This window comes from Achromobacter sp. D10, from assembly GCF_035282245.1.
Taxonomy (GTDB): Bacteria; Pseudomonadota; Gammaproteobacteria; order Burkholderiales; family Burkholderiaceae_B; genus Achromobacter; species Achromobacter insolitus.
Window position 1 is genome coordinate 1,140,565 of sequence record NZ_JAYJLE010000001.1, and the last position, 25,115, is coordinate 1,165,679.

Sequence of the window (25,115 nt, forward strand, 5' to 3'; positions counted from 1 at the left end):
CCCGTTTTGTTACGATCAGGGCTTGTTTTTGCGGCGTTTTTCGCTTTTTCGCCACATTGCGCCGTCGTTGCCAACCCCCTCCGGACCTGCCCGTGTCGTATCCCCGCCTGCCATACCCTCCCGAAGCCTATACCCGTGGCGGCGACTTTGCCCGCCTGCTGGGCAAGCGCATCCTGATCCTGGATGGCGCCATGGGCACCATGATCCAGCGCTACAAGCTGGGCGAGGCGGACTTCCGTGGCGAGCGCTTCGCCGCCCACGGCAAGGACGTGAAGGGCAACAACGAACTGCTGTCGCTGGTGCGGCCGGACGTGATCTCCGAGATCCACCGCCAGTACCTCGAGGCCGGCGCCGACGTCATCGAGACCAACACCTTCGGCGCCACCACGATCGCGCAGGGCGACTACGACCTGCCGGAACTGGCCTACGAGCTGAACCTGGTGTCGGCCCGCCTGGCGCGCGAGGCCTGTGACGCCTACAGCACGCCCGAGCGGCCGCGTTTCGTGGCAGGCGCGCTGGGTCCGCAGCCCAAGACGGCATCGATCTCGCCGGACGTGAACGATCCGGGCGCGCGCAACGTCACCTTCGAGGAACTGCGCGTTGCCTATGTGGAGCAGCTCAACGGTTTGCTGGACGGCGGCATCGACATTGTCCTGATCGAAACCATTTTCGACACCCTGAACGCCAAGGCAGCCATTTTCGCCACCGAGGAAGTGTTCGAGGCGCGGGGCGTGCGCCTGCCCGTCATGATTTCGGGCACGGTGACGGACGCGTCCGGCCGCATCCTGTCCGGCCAGACCGTGGAGGCCTTCTGGAATTCGGTGCGCCATGCGCGTCCCATCACGATCGGCCTGAACTGCGCGCTGGGCGCGGCGCTGATGCGCCCCTACGTGGCCGAGCTGGCCCGCATCTGCGACACCTACGTCTGCGTGTATCCGAACGCCGGCCTGCCCAACCCCATGGCGGAAACCGGTTTCGACGAAACGCCGGCCGACACTTCCGCGCTGCTTGAGGAGTTCGCCCGTTCCGGACTGGTGAACATGTCGGGCGGCTGTTGCGGCACGACGCCGGATCACATCCGCGAGATTGCCGCCAAGGTTCTGGCGCTGACGCCGCGCGTGGTGCCGGAGGTGCCGGTCAAGACCCGTTTGTCGGGCCTGGAGCCCCTGAACATCGACGAAGACACGCTCTACGTCAACGTGGGCGAACGCACCAACGTGACGGGCAGCAAGATGTTCGCCCGCCTGATCCGCGAAGAAAAATACGACGAAGCGCTGGCCGTGGCCCGCCAACAGGTCGAGAACGGCGCGCAGATCATCGACATCAACATGGACGAGGCGATGCTGGATTCGGTCGCGTGCATGCGCCGCTTCCTCAACCTGATCGCCTCCGAGCCCGACATCGCGCGCGTGCCGATCATGATCGACAGCTCCAAGTGGGAGGTCATCGAAGAGGGCTTGAAATGCGTGCAGGGCAAGCCCGTGGTGAACTCGATCTCCATGAAGGAAGGGCTGGAACCCTTCCGCCACCATGCGCGCCTGTGCCGCCGGTACGGCGCGGCGGTGGTGGTGATGGCGTTCGATGAACAGGGCCAGGCCGACACGCTGGAGCGCCGCAAGGAAATTTGCGGCCGCGCCTACAAGATCCTGGTCGACGAAGAAGGTTTCCCGCCCGAGGACATCATCTTCGATCCGAACGTCTTCGCGGTCGCCACCGGCATCGACGAGCACAACCATTACGCCGTGGACTTCATCGAAGGCACGCGCTGGATCCGCCAGAATCTGCCCTACGCCCGCATTTCGGGCGGTGTGTCCAACGTCAGTTTCTCGTTCCGCGGCAACGAGCCGATGCGCGAGGCCATTCACACGGTATTCCTGTATTACGCCGTCAAGGAAGGCATGACGATGGGCATCGTCAACGCCGGACAGTTGGGCGTGTACGCCGACCTGGACCCCAAGTTGCGCGATCTGGTCGAGGACGTGGTGCTGGACCGCGCCGACCCCGTGGGCAAGACGGACGCCGATGACGAGCGCACGCCCACGGAACGCCTGGTGCAGTTTGCCGACAGCGTGAAGGGTTCGGGAGCCAAGAAAGAAGAAGACCTGACCTGGCGCGCTGCATCCGTCGAGGCGCGGCTGTCGCACGCGCTGGTGCACGGCATCACGACCTACATCGTCGAAGACACCGAGGAAGTGCGCCAGAAGATCGCCGCGCGCGGCGGGCGCCCGATCGAGGTCATCGAAGGCCCGCTGATGGACGGCATGAATGTGGTGGGCGACCTGTTCGGCGAGGGCAAGATGTTCCTGCCGCAGGTGGTGAAGTCCGCCCGCGTCATGAAGCAGGCCGTGGCCCACCTGGTGCCCTTCATCGAAGAAGAAAAGCGCCAGATCGCGGCGGCGGGCGGCGACGTGCGGGCCAAGGGCAAGATCGTCATCGCCACGGTCAAGGGCGACGTGCACGACATCGGCAAGAACATCGTGTCAGTGGTCCTGCAGTGCAATAACTTCGAAGTCGTGAACATGGGCGTAATGGTGCCCTGCGCCCAGATCCTGGAGAAGGCCAAGGAAGAAAACGCCGACATCGTCGGCCTGTCCGGCCTGATTACGCCGAGCCTGGAAGAAATGGCCTACGTGGCCAGTGAAATGCAGCGCGACGAGTACTTCCGCAGCCGCAAGCTGCCGCTCATGATCGGCGGCGCCACGACCAGCCGCGTGCACACCGCCGTGAAGATCGCGCCGAACTACGAAGGCCCGGTCATCTATGTGCCGGACGCCAGCCGTTCGGTGGGCGTGGCCACCAGCCTGATGTCGGACCAATCGGAAGCCTACCTGGCTGAATTGGCCGAGGAGTACGCAGAGGTGCGCCGCCGCCATGCCAACCGCAAGGCCACGCCCATCCTGCCGCTGGCCGAGGCGCGCGCGTCGCGTCCCGTGATCGATTGGGACAACTACACGCCGCCGCGTCCCAAGTTCATCGGCCGCCGCACGTTCAAGAGCTATGACCTGGCCGAGATCGCCAAGTACGTGGACTGGGGGCCGTTCTTCCAGACCTGGAGCCTGTTCGGCCCGTTCCCGGCCATCCTGGACGACAAGGTCGTGGGCGAGCAGGCCCGCAAGGTCTACGCCGACGGCCAGGCCATGATGAAGCGCATCATCGAAGGCCGCTGGCTTACCGCCAATGGCGTGGTGGGCTTTTACCCGGCCAATAGCGTCAATGACGAGGACATCGAGGTCTATAAGGACGAGACCCGCAGCGAAGTGCTGTTCACCTACCGCAACCTGCGCCAGCAGGGCGCCAAGCGCGAAGGGGTCAGCAACAAGTCACTGTCCGATTTCATCGCGCCCAAGTCCAGCGGCAAGCTGGACTACATAGGCATGTTCGCCGTCACCGCGGGCCTGGGCATCGAAAAGAAGGAAGCGGAATTCGAGAAGGCGCTGGACGACTACTCCAGCATCATGCTGAAGTCCCTGGCCGACCGGCTGGCCGAAGGCTTCGCCGAATGCCTGCATGCCCGCGTGCGCCAGGACCTGTGGGGCTATGCGCCCGACGAGGCCCTGTCCAATGACGACATGATCGCCGAGAAATACGTGGGCATCCGTCCCGCTCCTGGCTACCCGGCCTGCCCGGAACACGTCATCAAGACCGATATGTTCCGCGTGCTGGACGGCGCTGACATCGGCATGATGCTGACCGACAGCTATGCCATGTATCCGGCTTCCAGCGTGTCCGGCTTCTACTTCAGCCATCCGCAGTCGCAGTATTTCAACGTGGGCGTGATCGGCGAAGACCAGCTGCAGGACTACGCCGCCCGCAGCGGCCGCAGCATCGAGGATCTGAAGCGCACCCTGGCCCCGAACCTGGGCTGAGGACTTGCGGGGGACGTTCAGGCGTACTTGCCTGTCAGTCCCCCGTCCACGACCAGTTCGGTCCCCGTGATGTAGGAGGCCTCGTCCGAGGCCAGGAACGCCACCGCGTTCGCCACTTCCCAAGGCGTACCCGTGCGGCCCATCGGCACCTGCCGGTCGCGCGCGGCACTGGCGGCGCGCGCGTCTTCGTCGAACATGCGGGCGACGTTCCTGGCCACGCGTGGGGTGTCGATCAAGCCGGGGATCACCGTGTTCACGCGGATGCGGTCCGGAGCATATTGCTGCGCGGCCATCCGCGCGAAGTGGATCACGGCAGCCTTGCTGACGCTGTACGCCAGATGCGGGTACCCCGTATAGCGTATGCCTGCCACCGACGACACCGTGACGATGGCGCCGCCGCCTTGCTCGCGCATCATGGGCGCCAGCAAGCGCGTGGCGATGAGCAGGCTGGTCACGTTGACCTGCTGGATGCGATTCCAGTCTTCCAGCGAGATGTCTTCCGGTCCTCCCACTTTGCCGATGCCCGCGTTGGCCTGCAGGATGTCGATGCGCCCGTAGCGGCGCCGCGCGGCATCCACGGCCGCCTGCATGGCGTGGGCATCGGCCACGTCGGCGCGCACCGGCAGCGCGCTGCCACCGGCCAGTTCGACTTCATGGGCCGCATCTTCGGCGGCTGCCAGGTCGGCGTCCAGCGTGACGACCGAGGCGCCCTGGCGCGCCAGCGTCACGCAGCTGGCCTTGCCTATGCTCCAGCCGGCGGCGGACGAGCCAGCCCCGGCTACCAGCGCGATCTTGCCCGCCAGGCGGCCGTCCGGCGCCTGGGCCGTCATGGCTGTTCTCCGCCTTGGTGGGTCTTGCCGCGGCCGACGTACGGAATGGCGTGGTCGATGGTTTCCCAGATGTAGCGTCCCGACGGGCTCTGCTGTTCCTCGGCTACGTGAGACACCAGGCCGGCGGCACGCGAGATGACGGCGAAGCCGCGCATCAGTTCCGTGGGTACGCCGATTTCGCTGAGCAGTGCGGCGACCGCGCCGGTGGCGTTGATGGTGATGTGCTTGCCATAGGTCTCGTCGATCGCGGCGGCCAGCAGCCGCAGCGCCTTGAGCGAGTCGCCTGTCAGGTCGGGTTCGGCCTCGGCCAGCGCCAGCAGCTTGATCGAGCGCGGATCGTCGGGCTTGTGCAGATGGTGGCCGAAGCCGGGCAGGGCGCTGCGGGATGCGTGGTGCTCGCGGGCGATAGCCAGCGCCTCGGCGCGGCCGTCGTCGGCCTGGCGGATGCGGTCCAGCAGGCGCGAGCAGTTTTCCATGGTCCCGACGAACCGGCTTCCCACTGCCATCAGGCCGGACGCTACCGCCCCTTGCAGGTTTTCCGGCGCGCTCATGTAGATCAAGCGCGTGGCGATGGCGCTGGGCGTCAGGCCATGTTCCATCAGCGTGACGAGCACGGCGTCGACGATGCGCAGGTCTACCGGGCGCGCCTCGCGGCCCAGGATCTGCATGATCATGACTTCCGTGAATGTCTTCTTGCCGATCAGGTCTTCGACCAGGTCTACGTCGCGGTAGGACATGCCGGTGAGGTGATGCGCGCACAGGCGGGTTTCGGGCGTCTTCATGGTGTCTCCTTCAGGGCCGCGTCGCGCACGGCGTTCTTGAGTACCTTGCCGACGCTGGAGCGTGGCAGGCTGTCGTGGATGTGGAATTTCTTGGGCGTCGCCACGGGGCCGAGCAGGCCGCGCACGTGCGCTTTCAGCTCGTCTTCGGTGGCATGCGCGCCCGGATGGAATTGCACGGCGGCGTGGACCGCTTCGCCCCACTTGTCGTCGGGCAGGCCGAATACCGAACATTCGTACACGGCGGGGTGCGCGGACAGCGCGTTTTCGACATCCACGGGGTAGATGTTGAAGCCGCCCGTGATGATCACGTCGCGCAGGCGATCCTTCAAGAACAGATAGCCGCGCGCATCGACCAGGCCGGTATCGCCGGTATGCAGCCAGCCATCGACGATGGTTTCGGCGGTTTTCTCGGGCAGGCGCCAGTAGCCCGACATGACCAGGTCGCCCTGCACGACGACCTCGCCGATTTCGCCGCGCGGCAGCAGCGCGCCTTCGGGCGACATGATGGCGACGTCGCTCAGCCAGGTGACGCGGCCGACCGAGGCGCGGTTCTCCGGCGCTTCGAGGTCGGCGGGGCGCAGCACGGTGACGATCTGCGGAGCTTCGGTCTGGCCGTAGGTGGTGCCCAGCACCGGGCCGAAGAAAGCGCGGGCCTTGTCTATCTTTTCCACGGGCATGGGAGCGCCGCCATAGATCAGGTTGCGCAGGCGCGGGAAGTCGGCGCGCGAGACGCCGGGCTGCGCCATGATCATGTAGATCAACGTGGGCGGCATGAAGCTCAGCGTTCCCCCGCGTTCGCGGAAGGCGGCCGTGATGCTGGCCGGCGTGACGCCGTCGAGCAACAGATGGGCGCCGCCGCGCGCCAGCACCGGCAACAGGTACGTACCGGTGCCGTGCGTAATGGGCGCCGCCACGACGTAGCGGTCTTCCTGCGTAAGTCCCCAGCTGGCGATCTGGTTGATGATGCCCGCATTCCACGCGTGATACGGCTGCATGACGCCCTTGGGCAACCCGGTCGTGCCGCCCGTGAACTTGATGGCCTGGGTGGCGTCGCGCGGCAAGGCGTGGCGTTGCGGCTCGCGCCCGGCGTAGCGGGTCAGCAGGGTCTGCAGCGTCAACGGCGCCGCCGCATCTTCCAAGTGGACATGGCGGCGGTGTTGCGGCGCGTGAGCCGAAGGGACCAGCGGCGCTCCGACGCCGTCGACGATCACGATGGACGGTTCGGTGGCGTCCAGAATGCGCCCGATTTCGCGCTCGGTGCTGCGGTAATTGAGGGGGACCCACACTTTGCCGCTGGCCAGCACGGCCAACAGCGCCAGGATGTGCCGCGCGGAGTTGCCCGCGCAGATTGCCACGCGTGTCTGCGGCGTGGGGTCCAGGTCTTGCAAGGCCGCAGCCAGCGCCCGCGTATCGGCAGCCAGGCGCGCGTACGTGATCCGGCCTTCGGGACCATCCAGCGCAATGCGGTCCGGATACTGCTCGGCGGCGCGGAAGAAGAAATCTATCGGGTACATCCTGGTGTTCCTAATTGGCTTTGAGGTTGGCGCTCTTGACGACCTTGCCCCATTTGTCGATCTCGCTGGCGATCTTCCTGGCGTAGGTCTCGGGCGTATTCGGCTGTGGCGGTGCGTAGAAGCCGGACTGCTGGTAGGACGCCTGCAGCGCGGGGCTGGAGAGCGCCTTGTTCATGGCCTGGTTCAGCCGTTCGATGACAGGCTTGGGCGTGCCGGCAGGCGCCATCAGCCCGAACCAGGATTCCACGTCGAAACCGGCCAGGCCGGATTCGGCCAAGGTGGGCGTATCCGGGGCGGAAGGCAGGCGTTGCGGCGAGGTGACGCCGATGGCGCGCAGCTTGCCAGCCTGTACGTGCGGCAGCGATGAGGGCAGGTTGTCGAACATGGAATCCACCTGGCCGCCCAGCAGGTCCGCCACGGCGGGCCCGCTGCCGCGGTATGGGACGTGCAGGATGTCGGTGCCGGTCTGCATCTTGAACAGTTCGCACGACAGATGGATGGAAGAGCCGCTGCCGGATGAGGCGCAGGTCAGCTTGCCTGGATGCGTCTTGGCGTAAGCCACGTATTCCTGCACGGTCTTGATCGGCAGCTTGGGGTTGACGACCAGAATGTTCGGAATGGTCGCCAGAAGGCCCACGGGTTCAAAACCCCGCACAAAGTCGTAATTGAGCTGGCTGTACAGCGTGCGATTGATGGTATTGGCGATGGAACCCACGTACAGCGTGTAGCCGTCGGGCGCGGCGCGCGAGACGATTTCCGCGCCGATGTTGCTGTTGGCGCCGGTCTTGTTCTCGACCACGATGGTCTGCCCCAGTTCTTCCGAAAGGGATTTCGCCATCAGGCGCGCCACGATGTCGGTGGCGCCGCCCGCCGCATAGCCGACGACCAGCGTCACGGGCCGCTCGGGATAGGGCTTGGCCGCCTGGGCCGTGGCCGAGACCAGCGCGCCTATGACGGCTGCCGCGAAGGCCCACCGCTTGCTCTGCTTCTTCATTGTTGTCTCCGTCCTGTTTGTCTAATATTTGGACAACTCTGCGTCTGTCCGGCTTCATATTGGGCTTTGATAGAGGCCTCATCAACGCAATCTGTCCAAAAATTGAACAAGCCAGAATCCGAAGAATCGGGGCCGCGCGTGTTGCGCCGCGGGCTGCGCGTGCTGGGCGTGCTGCGACAGGCGGGGGCGGCCGGCATGCACGTCGTCGACATCGCGCGCGCAGCGGGCATGCAGCGCAGCACCGCCTATCGCTATCTCGATGTATTGGTGCAGGAGGGTTACGCCTTGCGCGAGTCCGACGCGCCGCGCTGGCGCGTTGCCGAGCTGGGCGTAATGATGGCGGGCGACCCGCATGCGCAGGCGGTGCGAGGCCTGCGGCCGGTACTGCGCCAGATCAGCGATATCAGCGGCGATTCCGCATTTCTCATCTGCCGCGCCGGGAACGATTCGCTCTGCCTGCATCGCGAAGTGGGCAATTACCCCGTGCAGGTGCTGGCGGTCACGGTGGGGCACCGCCAGCCGTTGGGCGTTGGCGCGGCCGGGCTGGCGCTATTGGCGGCGTTGCCGCCAGGCGAATCGGACGAGGTGATTGCACAGAATGAACAAGCGCTGCGTGCCTATGGCGGCATGACGGTTGCGCAGATGCGGCGCCTGGTGGAGAACACGCGCAACCGCGGCTGGTCCGTGGTGGGCAACGCGGCCGTGCCGGGCGTGTTGGGCGTGGGGGTGGCCCTGTGCGACGCGGGCGGGTATCCGCGTCTGGCCGTCAGCGTGTCCAGCCTGATCAGCCGCATGCAGGCGGCGCGCCAGCACAATATCGCCGACCTCATCCGAGCCCAGCTGGCCCAGGATGAGATCAGGACGCAACGCTGGGCGCTGCCGGGGTTTCCCGCCGCCTAGGCGGCTGCCGCGGTCGGCACGCGGTAGGTCTTCTGGTAGTGGACCGTGAAGGTCTTGAAGGCTTCCAGTGCCTTGTGAGGATCGTGGCCGGGCTTGACCAGGAAGCTGTCGAAGCCCACGCGCGCCTGGTAGTGGATGGTGTCGATCATCACGTCTCCGACCGCGCGCAGCTCGCCTTGCCACTGGTAGCGCGTGCGCAGCAGTTGCGCCAGCGAATAGCCCCGGCCGTCCGTGTAGACCGGGAAATCCACGGCGATGAAGGCGATGCCGGTGGGATCCAGCGTGCCGTCGGCCTCGGCCAGATCGCGCAGGTCGGCGTCGGATTCCAGCTGGACGGCCACAGGATGCCGATGGCGGCGCAGCGTGGCGCGCGAGGCCTTCCAGGTGGCCAGCGGCACGACCCAGCCCGGCGTGTCACTCGGCACCTGGCCTTCGGCGGGGACCTCGGGTTCCGGCGTGAAAAGACGCGAGGTGTCGGCTTCCAGGCGGCCGTTGCGGATCAGGTGCGGGCCGGGCGCGTCGTGCGGATAGATTTCAGACATGGGCGGCCTCGGCGTGTTGCGTGGGTTTGGCGAAGGCGGGATCGGAGTAGACGTCCTGCTTGAAGGGGTCGATGCCGACACGGTCCACGACGTCGATGAAGCGTTCTTCTTCGCTGTCGCGCAGGCCCAGATAGGTGCGGATCAGGCGGTCCACCACGCCGGCGACCTGGTCGCGCGCGAACGACGGGCCGATGATGCGTCCGATCGCGGCGCCGCCGCCGCGTGTGGATTCGATATCGGGCAGCGGCTTGGCAGCGCCATTCTGGCGTCCGCCGATGGTGACCTGATACCACTCTTCGCCGGCCTTATCGACTCCGAGGATGCCGATATGACCCACGTGATGGTGGCCGCAGGAGTTGATGCAGCCCGAGATGTTCAGGTCCAGTTCGCCGATTTCAAACAGGTAGTCGAGATTGTCGAATTGGCGCTGGATGGCCTCGGCCACGGGAATGGAGACGGCATTGGCCAGCGCGCAGAAGTCCCCGCCCGGACAGGCGATGATGTTGGTCAGCAAGCCGATATTGGGCGTGGCCAGGTTCAGTTCCTGCAGCGCGACCCACAGCTCGTGCAGGCGGGCGCGGCGCACGTCGGCCAGGATCAGGTTCTGCTCGTGCGAGACGCGCAGCTCGCCGAAACCGTAGTCGTCGGCCAGGTCGGCCACCGCGTCCATCTGGTCGGCGGTAATGTCGCCCGGCGGCACGCCGGTGGGCTTGAGCGACACGGTAACGGCGGCATAGCCGGCCACTTTGTGCGGATGCACGTTGGTGCGCAGCCAGCGCGCAAAGCGCGGATCGGCGGCAGCCAGCGCAGCGGTGTTGTCGACGTCCTGCGCGGCGGCGGCGTCGTATTGCGGCCAGACGAAACGGGCCCGGATGCCGTCGACAAACTCCTGGGTGATGGTGTCCGGGCCGCCCTTGATGAGCTGCCACTGTTCATCCACCTGCTGCGCATAGACTTCCGGCGTCAGGTCCTTGACCAGGATCTTGATGCGCGCCTTGTACTTGTTGTCGCGGCGGCCGTGCAGGTTGTAGACGCGCAGCGCAGCCTGCAGATAGGTCAGCAGGTCTTGCCATTCGACAAAGGGATTGATCAGCTTGCCCACGATGGGCGTGCGGCCCAGGCCGCCGCCCACCCAGACGCGAAAGCCCAGCTTCCCGTCGCGTTCGACGGCCTGCAGGCCGATGTCATGCACGCCCACGGCCGCGCGATCCTGCACCGCGCCGCTTACGGCGATCTTGAATTTGCGCGGCAGGAACGCGAACTCGGGATGCAACGTGGACCATTGGCGGATGATCTCGCACCACACCAGCGGATCCACCAGCTCGTCCGGCGCGACGCCGGCGAAGTGGTCGGTGGTGGTGTTGCGGATGCAATTGCCGCTGGTCTGGATGGCATGCATCTGGACGGTGGCAAGCTCGGCCAGGATGGCGGGCACATCTTCAAGCTTGGGCCAGTTGAACTGGATGTTCTGGCGGGTGCTGAAATGGCCGTAGCCCCGGTCCCATTTACGGGCGATGTGCGCCAGCGTGCGCAACTGGCGCGACGCCAGCATGCCGTAGGGGATGGCGACGCGCAGCATGGGCGCGTGGCGCTGGATGTACAGGCCGTTCTGCAAGCGCAAAACACGGAATTCATCTTCCGTTAGTTGGCCATCGAGGAAGCGGCGCGTCTGGTCGGAGAATTGCGCCACGCGTTGCTCGACTAGCTGCTGGTCGACGGGGTCATACACGTACATGTCTACTGCCCTTGAAGTCTTCTCGGTCTGAGCCCCTGCGGTCGCCCGGCGCAATGCGGCAGGGGAAAGGGGTTCATAACCGTAACAGGCAGCTGTGGCGAGCGTCTAAGTCATTCTGGTAATAAGGTAATTAGGCCCCCACGCTGCGCGCGCCCTGCGCGCTTGCTGCCCCCCGAGGGGGCTGTCCCGCCTTGGGGCGGCCCGGCGGCGGGACGGGCCCCCACGCTGCGCGTGCTTTGCGCGCTTGCTGCCCCCCGAGGGGGCTGTCCCGCCTTGGGGCGGCCCGGCGGCGGGACGGGCCCCCACGCTGCGCGCGCCTTGCGCGCTTGCTGCCTCCTGAGGGGGCTGTCCCGCCTTGGGGCGGCCCGGCGGCGGGACGGTCCCCCACGCTGCGCGCGCCTTGCGCGCTTGCTGCCTCCTGAGGGGGCTGCGCCGCCTTGGGGCGGCCCGGCGGCGGGACGGTCCCCCACGCTGCGCGCGCCTTGCGCGCTTGCTGCCTCCTGAGGGGGCTGCGCCGCCTTGGGGCGGCCCGGCGGCGGGACGGTCCCCCACGCTGCGCGCGCCTTGCGCGCTTGCTGCCTCCTGAGGGGGCTGCGCCGCCTTGGGGCGGCCCGGCGGCGGGACGGGGCCCCACGCTGCGCGCGCCTTGCGCGCTTGCTGCCCCCGAGGGGATTGTCCCGCCTTGGCGCGGCCCGGCGGCGGGACGGGGCCCCCACGCTGCGCGCGCCTTGCGCGCTTGCTGCCTCCTGAGGGGGCTGCGCCGCCTTCGGTGTTCTTCCGAAGGTCGCTGCCTTCCGTTCTTACAACGCGGCGTTTACCGCCCAGCGGGCGACCAGTACCAGGATGACTACCAGGCAAAGCGCCATCAGCAGCCCCGTCAATATCAATGGGGCCGGCTTGTTGTTGGCAATGTCGGCATCGTAGCCGCGGCCGCGGCGCACGCCGAAGAATCCCCACAGCACGGATTTGACCGTGCGCAAGAAACTGAGCATGTTGTTTCTCCCGGGATGGTGGCGGATGCTGCCAATGTAGGCTGCCGCAGGTCGGGGAAACAGATGCAGATCCGCCTTACTCGACCGTATCAGTCGCCGGCGCGGCAGTGGCGCCGATGCCGCGCACGATGTGGTCCAGCAGTTCGCGCGCGGCGGGCGAGACGTGGCGGCCGGCGCGGCTCAGGACATGCAGACTGCCCTGGTTGAGGATGGGATTGGCCAGCGGCAGGCTGGCCAGGCGCTGAGTGCGCATGTCGGCCGTGACGGCAATGGGGGGCGTCAGGGCGTAACCGATGCCGGCGGCGGCGAACTGCCATAGCGCCTTGAAGGAGGATGTGGTCAGCACATTGCGCAGCCTGACCTGCTCGCTGATTTCCGCGGCCTGGATATGCTGGCGCACGCCAAAGCCCTCCTGCATTGACGCGCCGGGATAGTCGGCCAGGTCGGTCAATAACAGCGGGCGGCGCAGTTGGGTCAGCGGGTGATCCTCGCGGACGATGGCGCGGATAGGTTCGGGGCGCGAGTAATGGGTGCGCAGCCGGGCATCATTGGGCGGCTGGAACACCAGGCCGATATAGGCGCGGTCGTCGACGATGCGTTGCACGATCTCGGAAGTGCGGGCAACGTCGATATCCAGGGTGACTTCTGGATGGCTGCGCCAGTAACCGGGGAGCACGCGTTCGAACATCAGTTCCACGAAGCCCTCGCCCAGCACCAGGTCGATATGTCCCCGCTCGGCTTTGCGCAGGCTGTCGATCTCGGAGAAGAAGCTTTCCTGGATATCTTGCTGGCGCTTGATGTAGCGGGCCAGGATGTGGCCCGCGTCCGTCGGGACCACGCCGCGTCCGCGGCGTTCGAACAACGCGATCCCGCAATCGCGCTCCAGCGCGGCGATGGCGCGGCTGACGGCAGAGGGGTCCATGTCCAGCACTTCGGCTGCGCCGCGCACCGACCCGCGGCTCATGACCTGCATGAAGTAGTGAGTGCGTCGGGCGTCGAGTTTTTCGTCCATGGCGGAGCTCCGTGAAAGGAGTGCGGCGGCAGATCCACAGATAAAAATAAGGGTTTACCCTTATCAAAATTGGGATCATGCAAAATTTTCCCTGGAAAAGCCTGTCCGTTGCATTTTACGCAACGTTTATGCGCCAGCCCTGTCATGGTTGCTCGCGGAACCCCCGGCGAAAATCGCCCCTGCTGCGCGCGCCGTCGCCGCCGCCGCGTTGCGACGCCCTTTCCGGGCGCCGGCCGGCCGGGATCGCGGCGGGCAGCCACGACGACTATTCACGTTCATCAGGGGAATCCGATGTCTCACGCCAGCGCCAGTCTGGCCGCGCCCTCCATGCCGCTATCCGGGCGCATCCGCATGCTCGCCGCCATCCTGCTGGTGGTTGTCATCTCCGAAGCGATCGGCAGCGCGACGTTCAACGTCGGTCCGGGCAAGATCATTTTGCAGCCGATGCTGTGGGCTATTTTCATCGGCGCCATCGTGGCCGCCTTCGGGCAGCGCCTGCCGGCCGGTCTCGGCATCGATACCGCCATGCAGACGCGCATCAGCGGCTATCTGCAGTACGCGCTGCTGCCGTTCCTGGCCAAGCTGGGCCTGATGGTGGGCGGTGCCCTGCCGCAGGTTCGCGAAGCCGGCTGGGCCCTGGTGTTCCAGGAGTTCGGCCACTTTTTCGGCACCATGGCCGTCGGCCTGCCGTTGGCCTTGTTGCTGGGCATCAAGCGCGAAGCCATCGGCGCCACCTTCTCGGTCGGCCGCGAGCCCAGCCTGGCCATCATCGGCGAGCGCTACGGCATGAACTCGCCTGAAGGCCGCGGCGTGATGGCCGAGTACATCACGGGGACCGTGATCGGCGCGCTGTTCGTGGCGCTGATGGCCGGCTTCATCACCAGCCTGAACATCTTCGATCCGCGTTCGCTCGCCATGGGCGCCGGCGTGGGCTCGGGCAGCATGATGGCGGCCGGCGTGGGTGCGATCGCGTCCCAGCAGACGCCCGAAGTCGCGCACCAGGTGGCCGCCCTGGCCGCCGCGGCCAATCTGCTGACCACGGTGGTGGGCGTGTATTTCACGCTCTTCATCTCGCTGCCGACCACCATCTTCCTGTATGGCAAGCTGGAGCCCATCCTGGGCCGTTTCTCGCGCGGCAAGGCCGAGGCCATCGCAACCGAAGACGAGGCGGCCGCTCAAGAGGCGCCGGCGCATGGCGTCAAAATGGGCTTCGGGGACCGCCTGACCGCCTACGTCATCTGCGGCCTGTTCGCGCTGGTGGGCAACCGCCTGGGCTACAACGTGCCGTTTGCCGACGCCCTGCCGGGCATGGGCATCATCATCCTGCTGGTCGTCATCACGGATCTGGTGCTGCGCGTGGTGCCCAAGCTGCCGGCCGTGTTCGTGCTGTCGCTGATCGCCATGACGGCCGGCTGCCCCGGCGTGCTGCCGTACTCGGACCAGATCATCGCCATGGTCGGCAAGGTGAACTTCCTGCCGTTCACGACCGTGATCCTGGCCATGGCCGGCCTGTCGATCCTCAAGGACCTGCCGGCCTTCCGCAAGCTCGGCTGGAAGATCGTGGTGGTGTCCCTGGCCGCCAACGCGGGCACCTTCCTGGGCGCGACCATGATCGCGGAATTCTTCCACTGATCGCGTGTCTGCGCCTTGATGTCAGAAAGCCGCCTGTGGTCAGGCGGCTTTTTTATTGTTTGCTCAGGGTGCGAAGCGTGGACGATGCCGGGCGTCGTCCGTGACGTTCTCGGTGGCGCCGATGTTGGCAACCTTGGGGATGCCCAGGCCCGCAGCTTTCGCGGCCACGGCCGTCTGCAGTTCCTGGACCTGCGGATTGCCCATGGCGATGCGGTAGGCTTGCAGCGGCATCAGGCCTTCGATGGTGCCCAGGTCATTGGCGGATCCGGCTCGCTGCGTCACGGGATCGGGCGGCGCGGTGAAATCTTCTATCGCGCGGCGCATGCGGGATTCTGCATGCAAGTCGCGCAGCGCGTCCGTGTTGGGGGCGCTGAAGACGTTCAGGGGCAGCGGCAGGCGGTCCCTTTCGCGGAGGGCTGCCGCGGCGTGCGCGGCGGCGGCTCGCGCAGCCTGGACATCGGCGACGCGCTGGGCTTCAGGAAACGGCCGCGTGGCGTCCAGCGCGGCAGAGCGCGTCGGGTAGGGGGCGTCAGCCCGGTGGATGGCGGAGATCGCAGCGACGTCCATGCGGTACCCCTTCTAGTGACAGCCGGCGGTTCAGCCGGCCCGGCAGATTCACTGTAACAGCTGGGGACGATCATGGCGAAAAAAAGCCCCCGCGTGGGCGGGGGCCGAGCGACGCTGCCCAAGGGCCGCGCCGTACCGGGCAGGCGATGGCCAGGGAGCCCGGCGGGTTCTCCCGGCCCCGCGCCTGCCCAAACCGGATCAGGGCTTGGTCGCCTGCATCGACGGACGCTGGCTGAAGGTTTCATACCAGGCGGCGGTGGCCGGGTGGCCGGCGCGCCAGTCCAGGTCGGGGAAGCGGAAATCCAGGTAGCCCAGCGCGCAGCCGATGGTGATGGTGCCGATGTCCAGGCGGCCTGCCAGCGCGGCGGCGTTCTTCTCCACCAGCGCGAGGCCGTCGCGGACCTTGCCCAGCTGGCCTTCGTACCAGCCATCCCAGCGCAGGGCTTCGGGACGCAGCACGGTTTCATAGCGGGCTAGCAGCGCTGCGCCCAGCATGCCGTCAGCCATGGATTGTTCCGTCAGCACTTGCCACCGCGCCGGGCCGGCCGGGAACAGCGCGCCGCCGCCCAGATCGTTCAGGTATTCGCAGATGACGCGGCTGTCGTAGAGGACTTGGCCGTCGTCGGTGATGAAGGTGGGCACCTGGCCCAGCGGGTTGCTGGGGATGATGGTCTGGTCGCGCGCGACGGGGCCGGCTGCGCTGGGCAGCTTTTCGATGCGCTCGGCCAGGCCGAGTTCATGGGCGATGACCATGCATTTGCGTACGAACGGCGAAGCGGGCGAGTAGAAGATTTTCATGAGGATCCTTGTCGGTGGAGAGGCGTCAGTGTTGTGCATGGGCCAGATGTTGTCCAGCAATCCAGCCGAAGGTCAGGGCCGGGCCCAGGGTGATGCCGGGGCCGGGATAGGCGCCGCCCATCACGGACTGCATGTCGTTGCCGGCCACATAGAGGCCCGCAATGGGAACGCCGAGGGCGTCCAGCGCCTGGGCATCCGGACTGGCGGCGATGCCGCAGGCCGTGCCGATGTCCCCCGGATACACCTTGACTGCGTAATAGGGGCCTGCGGCCAGCGGTGCGAGGCAGGGATTGGGTTCGTGCTCCGGATCGCCCAGATACCGGTTGTAGGCGGTGGAGCCTTTGCCGAAGTCCGGGTCGCGGCCCTGGGCCGCGTGGGCGTTGTAGCGATCGACCGTGGCCTGCAGGGCACCGGCGGGCACGGCCAGCCGGGCGGCCAGCGCCGCCAGCGTGTCGCCCTTAAGCAGATAGCCGGCATCGATCAGATGCTGGCGCGGCCTGCCTCCCGGTAACGCAAGGCCCAGGCCCCAGGTGTCGATGAAGCGTTGGTCGCAGATCAGGAAGGCGGGAACGCTGGGCACCGTGTCATTGCTGCGGTACATGGCCTGCACGAACTCATGGTACGAGGTCGATTCGTTCACGAAGCGCTTGCCCGCGCCATTTACCGCAATGAGGCCCGGTTTGGCCCGGTCCCATACCAAGTGCGGATAATGCAGGCGCTTGCCGTCCGGGGATTCCAGCAGGGAGACTGGCGCCCAGAACGCCGGGCTGGCATGGCCTGTGCCAAGCGCCGCGCCTGCGGCTTCGGATAGCCGGATGCCGTCGCCGGTATTGTCCTGCGGCGACATCGACCACTGATCGGTCGGCTTGGGATAGGTCTGCGCGCGGCGCTCCGGGTCCCAGGGGAAGCCGCCCGTGGCCATCACCACGCCGCGCCGGGCGCGGATGTTCAGCGTCTTGCCATTGCGCTGAACGGCGGCGCCCAGCACGCGGCCGCTCGCATCACGGTGCAGCGTCAGCGCTGGCGTGTCGAGCCAGTACTCGATCTTGCGCGCCAGCAGGCCGTGGAACAGCTGGGCGGCCAGCGCGTTACCCAGTAGCAGCCGGGTGCCGCGGTGATAGCCGCGGGCGCGGTCCAGGGCGTAGCGCAGCACCAGTTTCATGCTGTGGCGCCAAGCGGTGAACGAACGCGTCGCGCCCAGCAGGTGGCGCACGTCGGTGATGTTGACCATCATGCCGCCCAGCACTGTGAATTCTTTCAATGGATCGCGCAGCAGACGGAACTTCCGGCCCAGCTTGCGGCCGTCGAATTCCAGTGGATCCAGCGAGCGGCCGCCCATCGCGGCGCCGGGCAGGTCGGGGTAGTAATCGGGCGAGGCTGTGCGCGCGGCCACATCCAGGATGCCGCGCGACACCAGGTAGTCCATCATGCGCGGGCCGGCTTCCAGATAGGCGCGCTTCATGTCGTCCGGCGCCGCCGCACCCACCGTTTGCTCCAGATAGGTCCAGACCCGATCGAAGCTGTCGGGATGGCCGGCGCCCGCACTCTGCGCGTTCAGGGGAATCCACAGTGCGCCGCCGGAGATCGCCGTGGAGCCGCCGATGCGGCCGGTCTTCTCCACCAGCAGCACGTCCAATCCTTCTTCCCGCGCCGTCAGCGCCGCGGCCATGCCGCCCGCGCCCGAGCCGACGACCAGCGCGTCGACTTCCTTGTCCCAAGTGATGCCTTCCATGCGCCTATGCTCCCGAGCCGCCCAGCGATTTGCCGCCGTCCACGAAGATGACCTGGCCGGTGATGAAGTCCATGTGCGGCGCGGCCAGGAAGGACACGGCATTGGCGATGTCTTGCGGCTGGCCCGCGCGCCCGGTGGGCTGCAGGGACAGCTGGGCCGCCAGGCGCTCGGGCGTCAGGTTGCGCAAGAGCGGGGTATCGATGAGACCGGGGGCGATGGCGTTGACCAGGATGCCGCGCTGGGCGAGCTCCATGGCCGAGGCGCGCGTATAACCGACCAGGGCGGCCTTCGATGCCACGTAATGCGGATGATTCTTCGCGCCCAGGTAGGCGCGCGATGCGATGTTGACGATCTTGGCGCCCGGCGCCATGTCGCGCGCGGCTTCCTGTGTCAGGGTCGCCACCGCCAGCAGGTTCACGTCGAAGGCGCGGCGGTAGTCGGCGCTGTCCACTTCGAAGAACTTGCGCTCATCGAAGAGTCCGGCGTTGTTGACCAGCGCGGCCAGGGGCGCGAGCGACCGCGCCAGCGCTCGGGTAGCGGTTTCGTCCGTCAGGTCCACCACGCGGTATTCCACGTCCAGCCCCTGCGCTTGCAGCGCCTGCGCTTGTGTTGCGGCCAGCTCCGCGTTGCGGTCGGCCATGACGACGCGAAAGCCGTCGCGCGCCAGCCGTTCGACGATCGCAAGGCCCATGCCGCTTGCGCCACCCGTGACCAATGCCGTTCCCAGATCCATGATGTGTCCTTATACGGCGAGGTAGCCGCCGTCCACGGGCAGCACTACGCCGTTGACGTAGCTGGCCATGTCCGAAGCCAGGAAAAGAACCGGGCCCACGATTTCGTCGGCCCGTCCCGCGCGCGCCATGGGGGCGCGCTTCATGTACCAGTCCGTGCCCTGTGCCTGCGCGCGCTGGCCTGCGGTCATCTCGGTTTCCATCAGACCGGGGGCCACGGCGTTCACGCGCACGCCATGCGGCGCCAAGTCACGCGCCAGCACCTCGGTGAACGAGCGCACGCCGCCCTTGGACACGACGTAACCCGCGGTTGAGATGCTGCAGCCGTAGGCCACGATGGAGCACAGGTTGACGATGGCGCCACGCGTGGCCTTCAGCTGCTCGACAAAAGCGTGCGTGACGTTGAAGGTGCCCTGCAGGTTTACGCTCATCAGGCGCTCCCAGATCTCGGGCGTGTTCGGATCGTCGAAGGGGGCGCGGGCGGAAATGCCGGCATTGTTGACCAGGATGTCCAGGTTGCCGTGCTCGGTGGCGGACCGCTGCGCGTAAGCCCGGACTGCGGCCGCATCCGTCACATCCAGCACGGCGGGCAAAGCCTTGCCGCCCGCGCCGCGGATGGCCTGTGCGGTGGCCTCGGCCAGCGCCGCGTCCACATCCGCCACGATCACGGCCGCGCCTTGGTTGGCAAAGCCTTGCGCAATGGCTGCGCCCAGGCCGCGGCCCGCGCCCGTGACGAGCACCCGCTTGTCTTGCATCGATATCATGATTAGTCCTTTCGGCGCCTCAGGCGCCCAGATAGGCGCGCTGCACGCCTTCGTCGCTGGCCAGCGCGGCCGACTCGCCTTCCAGGGCAATTTCGCCGTTCTCGAGGATGTACGCGTAGCTGGACACCGACAGCGCCAGCTTCACGTTCTGTTCCACCAGCAGGATGGTGATGCCTTGCTCGCGATTGAGCCGCAGCACGATGTCGAAGATCTGCTCCACCACCAGCGGCGACAGCCCCATCGACGGTTCGTCCAGCAGGATCATGCGAGGGCGCGCCATCATGGCGCGGCCCGTGGCCAGCATCTGCTGCTCGCCGCCGGACAGCGTCGCGGCCTTTTGTTCGTAGCGTTCGCGCAGGCGCGGAAAGGTGTCGCACACCATCTCCAGGTCCTGCTTGACCGCGGCGCGGTCGCTGCGCAGGTAGGCGCCCATTTCCAGGTTTTCGCGCACGCTCATTTCACGGAAGATCTCGCGGCCTTCCGGAACCTGCACAATGCCGCGCCCCACGATGGCATCCGCCGGCAGGCGGTGTATGGGTTCTCCGGCGAAACGCACGCTGCCCGCGGTTGGCGCCACCAGCCGCGAAATCACATTGAGCGTGGTGGACTTGCCAGCGCCGTTGGCACCCAGCAGCGCAACGATGGCGCCTTGCGGCACCTTCAGCGACACGTCCTGCAAGGCGCGGATGTTGCCGTAGGCGGCGGATACCGCGTCGACTTCAAGCAGATAGTCAGCCACCAGCGGCTCCCTTGCCCAGATAGGCTTCAATGACCCGGGGGTTGCTGCGCACCTCCGCGGGCGTGCCTTCGGCGATCTTCTCGCCAAAGGACATGACGGTGATGCGATGCGAAATCGACATCACCAGCTGCATGACATGTTCAACCAGCAGCACCGTGATGCCGTCGCGCTCGCAGAGCTCGTTCAGAAGACGGTCCAGCGTTTCGATTTCGCGGTTGCGCAAGCCAGCCGCCGGTTCGTCCAGCAACAGCAGCTTGGGCGATATCGCCAGGGCGCGCGCCAGCTCCAGCATCTTCTGGCGGCCGAAGTCCAGGCTGCATGCCGGCGTGTCGAGGAAATCAGCCAGCCCCACGCGCTCCAGTAGGTGCTCGACCCGTTCGCGCGTTTGCGCGGCAGCCGGCCGCAGCAGTTTCCCGGTGCTGTCGGCGCCATGCGCATAGGTGCCCAGCAGGGCGTTCTCGCGTACGGTCAGCGCGCCGAACAGCTCCAGGTTCTGGAAGGTGCGGGCCACACCCAGCGCCGCCATTTCGTGCGGCTTCTTGCGGGTGATGTCCGCGCCATCGAACAGGATGCTGCCGCTGCTGGGCCGGTAGTAGCGGGAGATGCAATTGAATGTGGTGGACTTGCCCGCGCCATTGGGGCCGATCAGCGCATGGATGCGGCCGCGTTCCACCTGCATCGACAAGCCGTTGATGGCGGTGAGGCCGCCAAACTTCACGGTCAGGCCCTGGACGTCCAGATAGGGATGGTTGCTCATGCCGCGCTCCTTTGGGTCGGCTTGGCCGCAGCCTGGCGCGATGCCGAGGGCAGAGGCGCGGCGGGAGATGGCGCGCGTGCGCGCGCGCCGCGGCCAGCGAACAGGCCTTTGGGCGCGAACATCATGAAGCCCATCAGGATGAAGCCGTAGATGATTTCCTGGAACGACAGCGCCTGGCGCAGCAGTTCGGATATCAGGCCGAAGACCAGCGCGCCGGCGATGGCGCCGCGCACCGAACCGATGCCGCCGACCACCACCATGGTCAGGATCAGAATGGTGGTCTGGAAACCCAGGCTTTCCGGATGGATGAAGGAGGCGAAGGTCGTGTACATGCCGCCGGCGATGCCGGCATAAGCGGCGGACAGGGTAAAGGCGGTGCGCTTGATGGCGTTGATGTTCACGCCCATGGCCTGGGCCGCGACATCGCTTTCCCGTACGGCACGGAAGGCCGAGCCAAGCTGCGAGCGTGACAGGGCGATGGTGGCCCATAGCAGCAACGCGGCAATCAGCACGACAAAGGGATAGGCCTTGGCATCCGACACCAGCTCGTAGCCGAACAGCGTGGCGGGGGAAATCCGGAATCCGTTCGATCCGTTGGTGACAGATTGCCAGTTCAGGAAAACCCATTGCATCGCTTCGCCGAAGGCGAAGGTCGACAGTGCCAGGTAGATGTCCCGCATGCGCAGGGCCAGCGCGCCGATCACATAGCCCAGCGCGGCGGCCAGCAGCCCGCCCGCGATGATGGAAATGAAGAAAGGCGGATGCCAGAGATTGTTGATAAGGCCGGCGGTATAGATGCCCACGCCGTAGAAGGCCGCGTGCGACAGCGCAAACTGTCCGGTTTCGCCGATGACCAGATGCAGGCCCAGCGCCAGCACCACGAACACCATCAGCAGGTTCACCACGTAGATGACATAGCCGCTGGCCGCGAAGGGCAGGATGGCCAGCACGACGGCCATCAGCGCCAGCAGCGCATGGTCGATTTTCTTGCTCATACTTTCTTCACCTGCAGTTTTCCGCCCAGCAGTCCTTGCGGACGCAGCAGCAGCACGACCATGATGGCGACGAAGGGCGCGACCACGATGGCATTGGTAGAAATGAACAGCCCCACCAGGTTTTCGGCCACGCCGATCACGAACCCGCCCACCACCGCGCCGGGCAGGCTTGTGATGCCTCCCACGATGGCGGCGGCATACGCCAGGATGGCGATGTGGCCGATGTCTGGGGTGATGAGGATCTTCGGCGTGATGAGCAGCGCCGCGACCGCGGAGATCAGCCCGGCCAGCGCCCATACCAGCATGCGGATGCGAGTCAGGTTCACGCCCACCAGCCGGGCGGCTTTGGGATTCATGCCGACTGCGCGCATGGCGCGTCCCACGCGGGTGTAGGTGAACATGCCGAAGAGCAGCAGCATGACCGCCACGGCGACCGCGAAGATCACCAGGTCGAGCTGGGTCAGCACCGCGTCGCCGATGATGATGGCGTCGGTCGAGGCCAGCGGCGGCAGCGAGCGCGGCGTGTCGCCCAGGCCGGTCTGGCGCACCAGGCCTTTCAGCGCATAGGCCAGGCCCAGGGTGGCGATCACCATTTGCACGCCCACTCCCTTGGAAGCGATGACGCGTTCCATGACGACGCGCTGGAAGAGGCCGGACAAGACGGCCACCGCTACGAGCGTGATGGGAATCACGACCAGGTAGGGCCAGCCCATTACCAGGGTAAGAAAAAGGGCGATGTAGCCGCCGACCATGAAGATTTCGCCCTGGGCGAAATTGGGTACGTCGGTGGTTTTGAAAATAATCACTACGGCGACTGCCAGCAGCGCGTACACGCTGCCCGTCACCAGTCCCGACAGCACCCCCTGCTGCAGGAACAGCCAGATATCGGCAAAGCTCATGATGTTCTCCGGCAGCCCGCGCGCTGCTGCGCCAGCGCGCGGGCCAGACCCGTCGCGGGCCGCTGGTTTACTTCTGGTACTGCCAGACGCTCTTGAAGGCGCCGGGCACGAGCGACATGTTGGTGCCGTCGAACTTGATGTAGATGGCGGATTCCTGCGCGGCACGGTCATTCGGGCCAAACTCGATCGGGCCTGCCATGACGCCGGAGTCGAACTTCATGGTTTCAAGCGCCTGCAGGACTTTTTCACGCGTGGGCTGCGGGCCGGCGGCCTTCAGCGCGTTGACCACCGCCATGGCCGGCGGCAGGCCGTAGGGCATGTAGGTCTGCGGATGCCCCGGCTTGGCGGCCAGGTCGGGGTAGGCCTGCTTGTACATGTCATACACCCAGCTCAGCTTGGCGCCGCCCGGCATGTCGGACAGGACTTCCTGGATGTAGACGTTCTTGAAGGCGTCCTTGTTGCCGACGTTTTCGACCAATTGCTTCAGGTCGGCCGTGCCGTTTACCGCCAGGACGATGGGCTTGTTCCAACCCAGCTCCTGCGCCTTCTTGATGATGAGCGCGGCCGGACGGGCATACGTGGTCAGCAGCAGCACGTCGGCATTGGCCGCGCGGATCTTCAGCATGGGCGCGGTCACGTCGGTGATATTGGGATTCACCGACTGGACTTGCAGGGCCACTTCCCCCAGCTGCTTGACCTGGGCCTGCGCGGCTTCCAGGTTCCAGCCGCCATAGGCGTCGTCATGGTTGATGTAGCCGATTTTCTTGGCCTTCAGTTGCTCGGCGGCGAACTGCACCATCGAGCCGCCGACGGCGTGCTGCGAAATCGAGAACGCGCCATAGATGTATTTGGATGGCGGATAAAGCGCGCCGTCGCCCGATGCGTTGAGCATGACGAGCGGAACCTTTTCGCGCTCGACATATTCGCGCGAGGCCACTACCGCGGCCGAGCAGGATCCGCCGTTCAACAGGAAGACCTTGTCCTGTTCGTTCAGCTTCTTGACCGCGGCAACCAGGTCGTTGGCATTGCAGCGGTCATCCTCGATCACCAGCTCGATCTGGCGGCCATGCACGCCGCCTTCCTTGTTGACCTTGGCGTACCACATCTTGGCGGCGTTCAACACGTCGAAACCATAGGCCATGCCGCTGCCGGACAGCGGCGCGAAGAGGCCGATCTTGATGGTTTTGTCGGTGATGCCTGGTTCCTGCTGCGCGTGCGCGCCGGTGCTCAGCGCCCATGCGCACAGCGCGGCGGCTGCGTAGCGACTGCGATTCTTCATCTTTGTCTCCCGTTCTTTTTAGTGCGCGCCTTTGTTTGTGCGTGGCGCTTTGCTGCGTTGCCGGCCTGGCCGCCGGAGAGCCTTACTGCATGCGGTAGCCGCCGTTGACGTCGATGACGCTGCCGGTGATGTAGCCGGCTTCCTCGGATGCCAGGAAGCGCACGGCCGCGGCCACGTCGTCCACCGTGCCGATGCGGCCCAGTGGAATGGCTTGCGCTGCGGCGGCCAGGGCCCCGCTGCTGGTTACGGTGCTGCGCAGCATGTCGGTGTCGATGAGGCCCGGCGCAATGCCATTGACGGTGACGCCCAGGTGCGCGGATTCGCGCGCCATGGCCTTGGTCAGGCCGAGCACCGCGGACTTGGCCGCGATGTAGGAAGCGCTGGAGCGGTAGCCGCCCAGTTGCGCCGCCACCGAGGTGAACGTGACGATGCGGCCGTGCGCCAGCGGCGCGGCCTCGCGCCGTCGCAGGTACGCGCGGCCGCAAAGAAAGACGCCACGCGCGTTGACCGCGAAGCTGCGTTCCCAGATGTCCAGGGAGGTGTCCTTGATGAGCGGACGCTCGCCGTTTTCCTGGAACAGCAGCAGACCGGCGGCGCTGACGAGCACCGCAATAGGGCCATGCTGTGCTTCGATCTGCTCGAAGGCGTTGTCGACAGAGGCTTCGTCGCTGACGTCGAAGGCGTGCGAGGCATGCGGGGCGCCCAGTCCATCTGCCACGCGGCGAGCGCGCTCCGCGTCCAGATCCGAAACCACGACGCGCAGGCCGGCGCGCGCCAGCTCATGGCAAATGCGAGCGCCTATGCCGCCGCCGCCGCCCGTGACGAGCGCAAGGCGGGAGGCCGGTGCCGTGCTGGCCGGCGTGGATACATTGGACATGCTGTCTCCTGATAGCGTGCTGTCCGCCTAGGGGTGGGACATGGCCGCGGTGTTGAATTTTTTGCGATTATGTATACATGGGTGTGGTGCAGGTATAGGGGCTTACCCTCGGTGTCGCTTGATTTACATCGTGTTTTACGGAGATGTTCCGAAATTCACATTGCGTTCTAGCGCTGTA

General features: G+C 66.3%; 22 protein-coding genes. 3 read left to right on the forward strand and 19 right to left on the reverse strand.

Annotated features, from left to right (window positions below):
- The first annotated feature begins 92 nt into the window (after positions 1–92).
- Positions 93–3,866 carry a methionine synthase gene (gene metH, locus VCS63_RS05495; RefSeq protein ID WP_042795485.1) on the forward strand — a complete coding sequence of 1,258 codons (3,774 nt, stop codon included), beginning with the start codon at positions 93–95 and terminating at the stop codon, positions 3,864–3,866.
- A 17-nt stretch (positions 3,867–3,883) separates the two neighbouring features.
- On the opposite strand, the gene VCS63_RS05500 is transcribed toward metH, so the two are convergent.
- The 4 genes from VCS63_RS05500 to VCS63_RS05515 are packed head-to-tail and all read right to left on the reverse strand — an operon-like array spanning position 3,884 to position 7,986.
- The gene (locus VCS63_RS05500; protein ID WP_323878799.1) at positions 3,884–4,696 is read right to left on the reverse strand and encodes an SDR family NAD(P)-dependent oxidoreductase; all 813 of its coding nucleotides are present in this window, start codon (positions 4,694–4,696) and stop codon (positions 3,884–3,886) included.
- Positions 4,693–5,478, reverse strand: coding sequence for a citryl-CoA lyase (locus VCS63_RS05505; RefSeq protein ID WP_042795483.1), 786 nt, complete (start codon positions 5,476–5,478; stop codon positions 4,693–4,695). Before VCS63_RS05505 ends, VCS63_RS05500 begins: the two co-directional genes overlap by 4 nt.
- Positions 5,475–6,992, reverse strand: coding sequence for a class I adenylate-forming enzyme family protein (locus tag VCS63_RS05510; protein ID WP_323878802.1), 1,518 nt, complete (start codon positions 6,990–6,992; stop codon positions 5,475–5,477). Before VCS63_RS05510 ends, VCS63_RS05505 begins: the two co-directional genes overlap by 4 nt.
- Before the next feature lie 10 nt (positions 6,993–7,002).
- Positions 7,003–7,986 (reverse strand): Bug family tripartite tricarboxylate transporter substrate binding protein, encoded by a 984-nt coding sequence (locus tag VCS63_RS05515; protein ID WP_149063553.1) that lies wholly within the window; start codon positions 7,984–7,986, stop codon positions 7,003–7,005.
- A gap of 102 nt (positions 7,987–8,088) precedes the next feature.
- On the opposite strand from VCS63_RS05515, the gene VCS63_RS05520 reads away from it, so the two are divergent.
- A complete protein-coding gene (locus VCS63_RS05520) occupies positions 8,089–8,886 on the forward strand; it encodes an IclR family transcriptional regulator (RefSeq protein ID WP_063639358.1) in 798 nt (265 codons plus the stop codon).
- Here VCS63_RS05520 and VCS63_RS05525 read toward each other — a convergent pair.
- From VCS63_RS05525 to VCS63_RS05540, 4 genes are all read right to left on the reverse strand, one after another.
- Positions 8,883–9,428, reverse strand: coding sequence for a DUF934 domain-containing protein (locus VCS63_RS05525; protein WP_280133354.1), 546 nt, complete (start codon positions 9,426–9,428; stop codon positions 8,883–8,885). The genes VCS63_RS05520 and VCS63_RS05525 overlap by 4 nt on opposite strands.
- Positions 9,421–11,163 (reverse strand): nitrite/sulfite reductase, encoded by a 1,743-nt coding sequence (locus VCS63_RS05530; protein ID WP_042795481.1) that lies wholly within the window; start codon positions 11,161–11,163, stop codon positions 9,421–9,423. Before VCS63_RS05530 ends, VCS63_RS05525 begins: the two co-directional genes overlap by 8 nt.
- Before the next feature lie 800 nt (positions 11,164–11,963).
- Complete coding sequence (locus VCS63_RS05535; protein ID WP_042795480.1) at positions 11,964–12,155, reverse strand: DUF2970 domain-containing protein; 192 nt, start codon at positions 12,153–12,155, stop codon at positions 11,964–11,966.
- Positions 12,156–12,231: 76 nt separating this feature from the next.
- On the reverse strand, positions 12,232–13,167 hold the full coding sequence (locus tag VCS63_RS05540; protein ID WP_042795479.1) for a LysR family transcriptional regulator: 936 nt from the start codon (positions 13,165–13,167) through the stop codon (positions 12,232–12,234).
- Positions 13,168–13,458: 291 nt separating this feature from the next.
- Here VCS63_RS05540 and VCS63_RS05545 point away from each other — a divergent pair, with 291 nt between their 5' ends.
- Complete coding sequence (locus VCS63_RS05545; RefSeq protein WP_042795478.1) at positions 13,459–14,799, forward strand: DUF3100 domain-containing protein; 1,341 nt, start codon at positions 13,459–13,461, stop codon at positions 14,797–14,799.
- 63 nt (positions 14,800–14,862) lie between these two features.
- Here the strand turns inward: VCS63_RS05545 and VCS63_RS05550 are convergent, their stop codons facing one another.
- The 11 genes from VCS63_RS05550 to VCS63_RS05600 all read right to left on the reverse strand — a co-directional run bounded on the left by VCS63_RS05550 (position 14,863) and on the right by VCS63_RS05600 (position 24,937).
- Entirely contained in the window at positions 14,863–15,366 is a 504-nt protein-coding gene (locus VCS63_RS05550; RefSeq protein WP_323878804.1) for a hypothetical protein, read from the reverse strand.
- Between the two features lie 198 nt (positions 15,367–15,564).
- Positions 15,565–16,164, reverse strand: a complete 600-nt coding sequence (locus VCS63_RS05555) for a glutathione S-transferase (RefSeq protein ID WP_063639361.1) — start codon at positions 16,162–16,164, stop codon at positions 15,565–15,567.
- Positions 16,165–16,189: 25 nt separating this feature from the next.
- The gene (locus VCS63_RS05560) at positions 16,190–17,896 is read right to left on the reverse strand and encodes an FAD-dependent oxidoreductase (RefSeq protein ID WP_323878806.1); all 1,707 of its coding nucleotides are present in this window, start codon (positions 17,894–17,896) and stop codon (positions 16,190–16,192) included.
- 4 nt (positions 17,897–17,900) lie between these two features.
- Positions 17,901–18,629: an SDR family NAD(P)-dependent oxidoreductase gene (locus VCS63_RS05565; RefSeq protein ID WP_063960430.1), complete on the reverse strand. Its 729-nt coding sequence runs from the start codon at positions 18,627–18,629 to the stop codon at positions 17,901–17,903.
- Positions 18,630–18,638: 9 nt separating this feature from the next.
- Entirely contained in the window at positions 18,639–19,391 is a 753-nt protein-coding gene (locus VCS63_RS05570) for an SDR family NAD(P)-dependent oxidoreductase (protein ID WP_278487339.1), read from the reverse strand.
- Between the two features lie 19 nt (positions 19,392–19,410).
- Positions 19,411–20,130: an ABC transporter ATP-binding protein gene (locus tag VCS63_RS05575; RefSeq protein ID WP_042795472.1), complete on the reverse strand. Its 720-nt coding sequence runs from the start codon at positions 20,128–20,130 to the stop codon at positions 19,411–19,413.
- Positions 20,123–20,887, reverse strand: coding sequence for an ABC transporter ATP-binding protein (locus tag VCS63_RS05580; protein WP_063960428.1), 765 nt, complete (start codon positions 20,885–20,887; stop codon positions 20,123–20,125). Before VCS63_RS05580 ends, VCS63_RS05575 begins: the two co-directional genes overlap by 8 nt.
- Positions 20,884–21,882, reverse strand: a complete 999-nt coding sequence (locus VCS63_RS05585) for a branched-chain amino acid ABC transporter permease (protein ID WP_076817229.1) — start codon at positions 21,880–21,882, stop codon at positions 20,884–20,886. The genes VCS63_RS05580 and VCS63_RS05585 overlap by 4 nt, the downstream gene beginning before the upstream one ends.
- Positions 21,879–22,781, reverse strand: a complete 903-nt coding sequence (locus tag VCS63_RS05590) for a branched-chain amino acid ABC transporter permease (RefSeq protein WP_253636485.1) — start codon at positions 22,779–22,781, stop codon at positions 21,879–21,881. The genes VCS63_RS05585 and VCS63_RS05590 overlap by 4 nt, the downstream gene beginning before the upstream one ends.
- A gap of 67 nt (positions 22,782–22,848) precedes the next feature.
- The gene (locus VCS63_RS05595) at positions 22,849–24,060 is read right to left on the reverse strand and encodes an ABC transporter substrate-binding protein (protein WP_042795469.1); all 1,212 of its coding nucleotides are present in this window, start codon (positions 24,058–24,060) and stop codon (positions 22,849–22,851) included.
- A gap of 82 nt (positions 24,061–24,142) precedes the next feature.
- Positions 24,143–24,937, reverse strand: coding sequence for an SDR family NAD(P)-dependent oxidoreductase (locus VCS63_RS05600; RefSeq protein WP_323878808.1), 795 nt, complete (start codon positions 24,935–24,937; stop codon positions 24,143–24,145).
- Positions 24,938–25,115 lie beyond the last annotated feature (178 nt).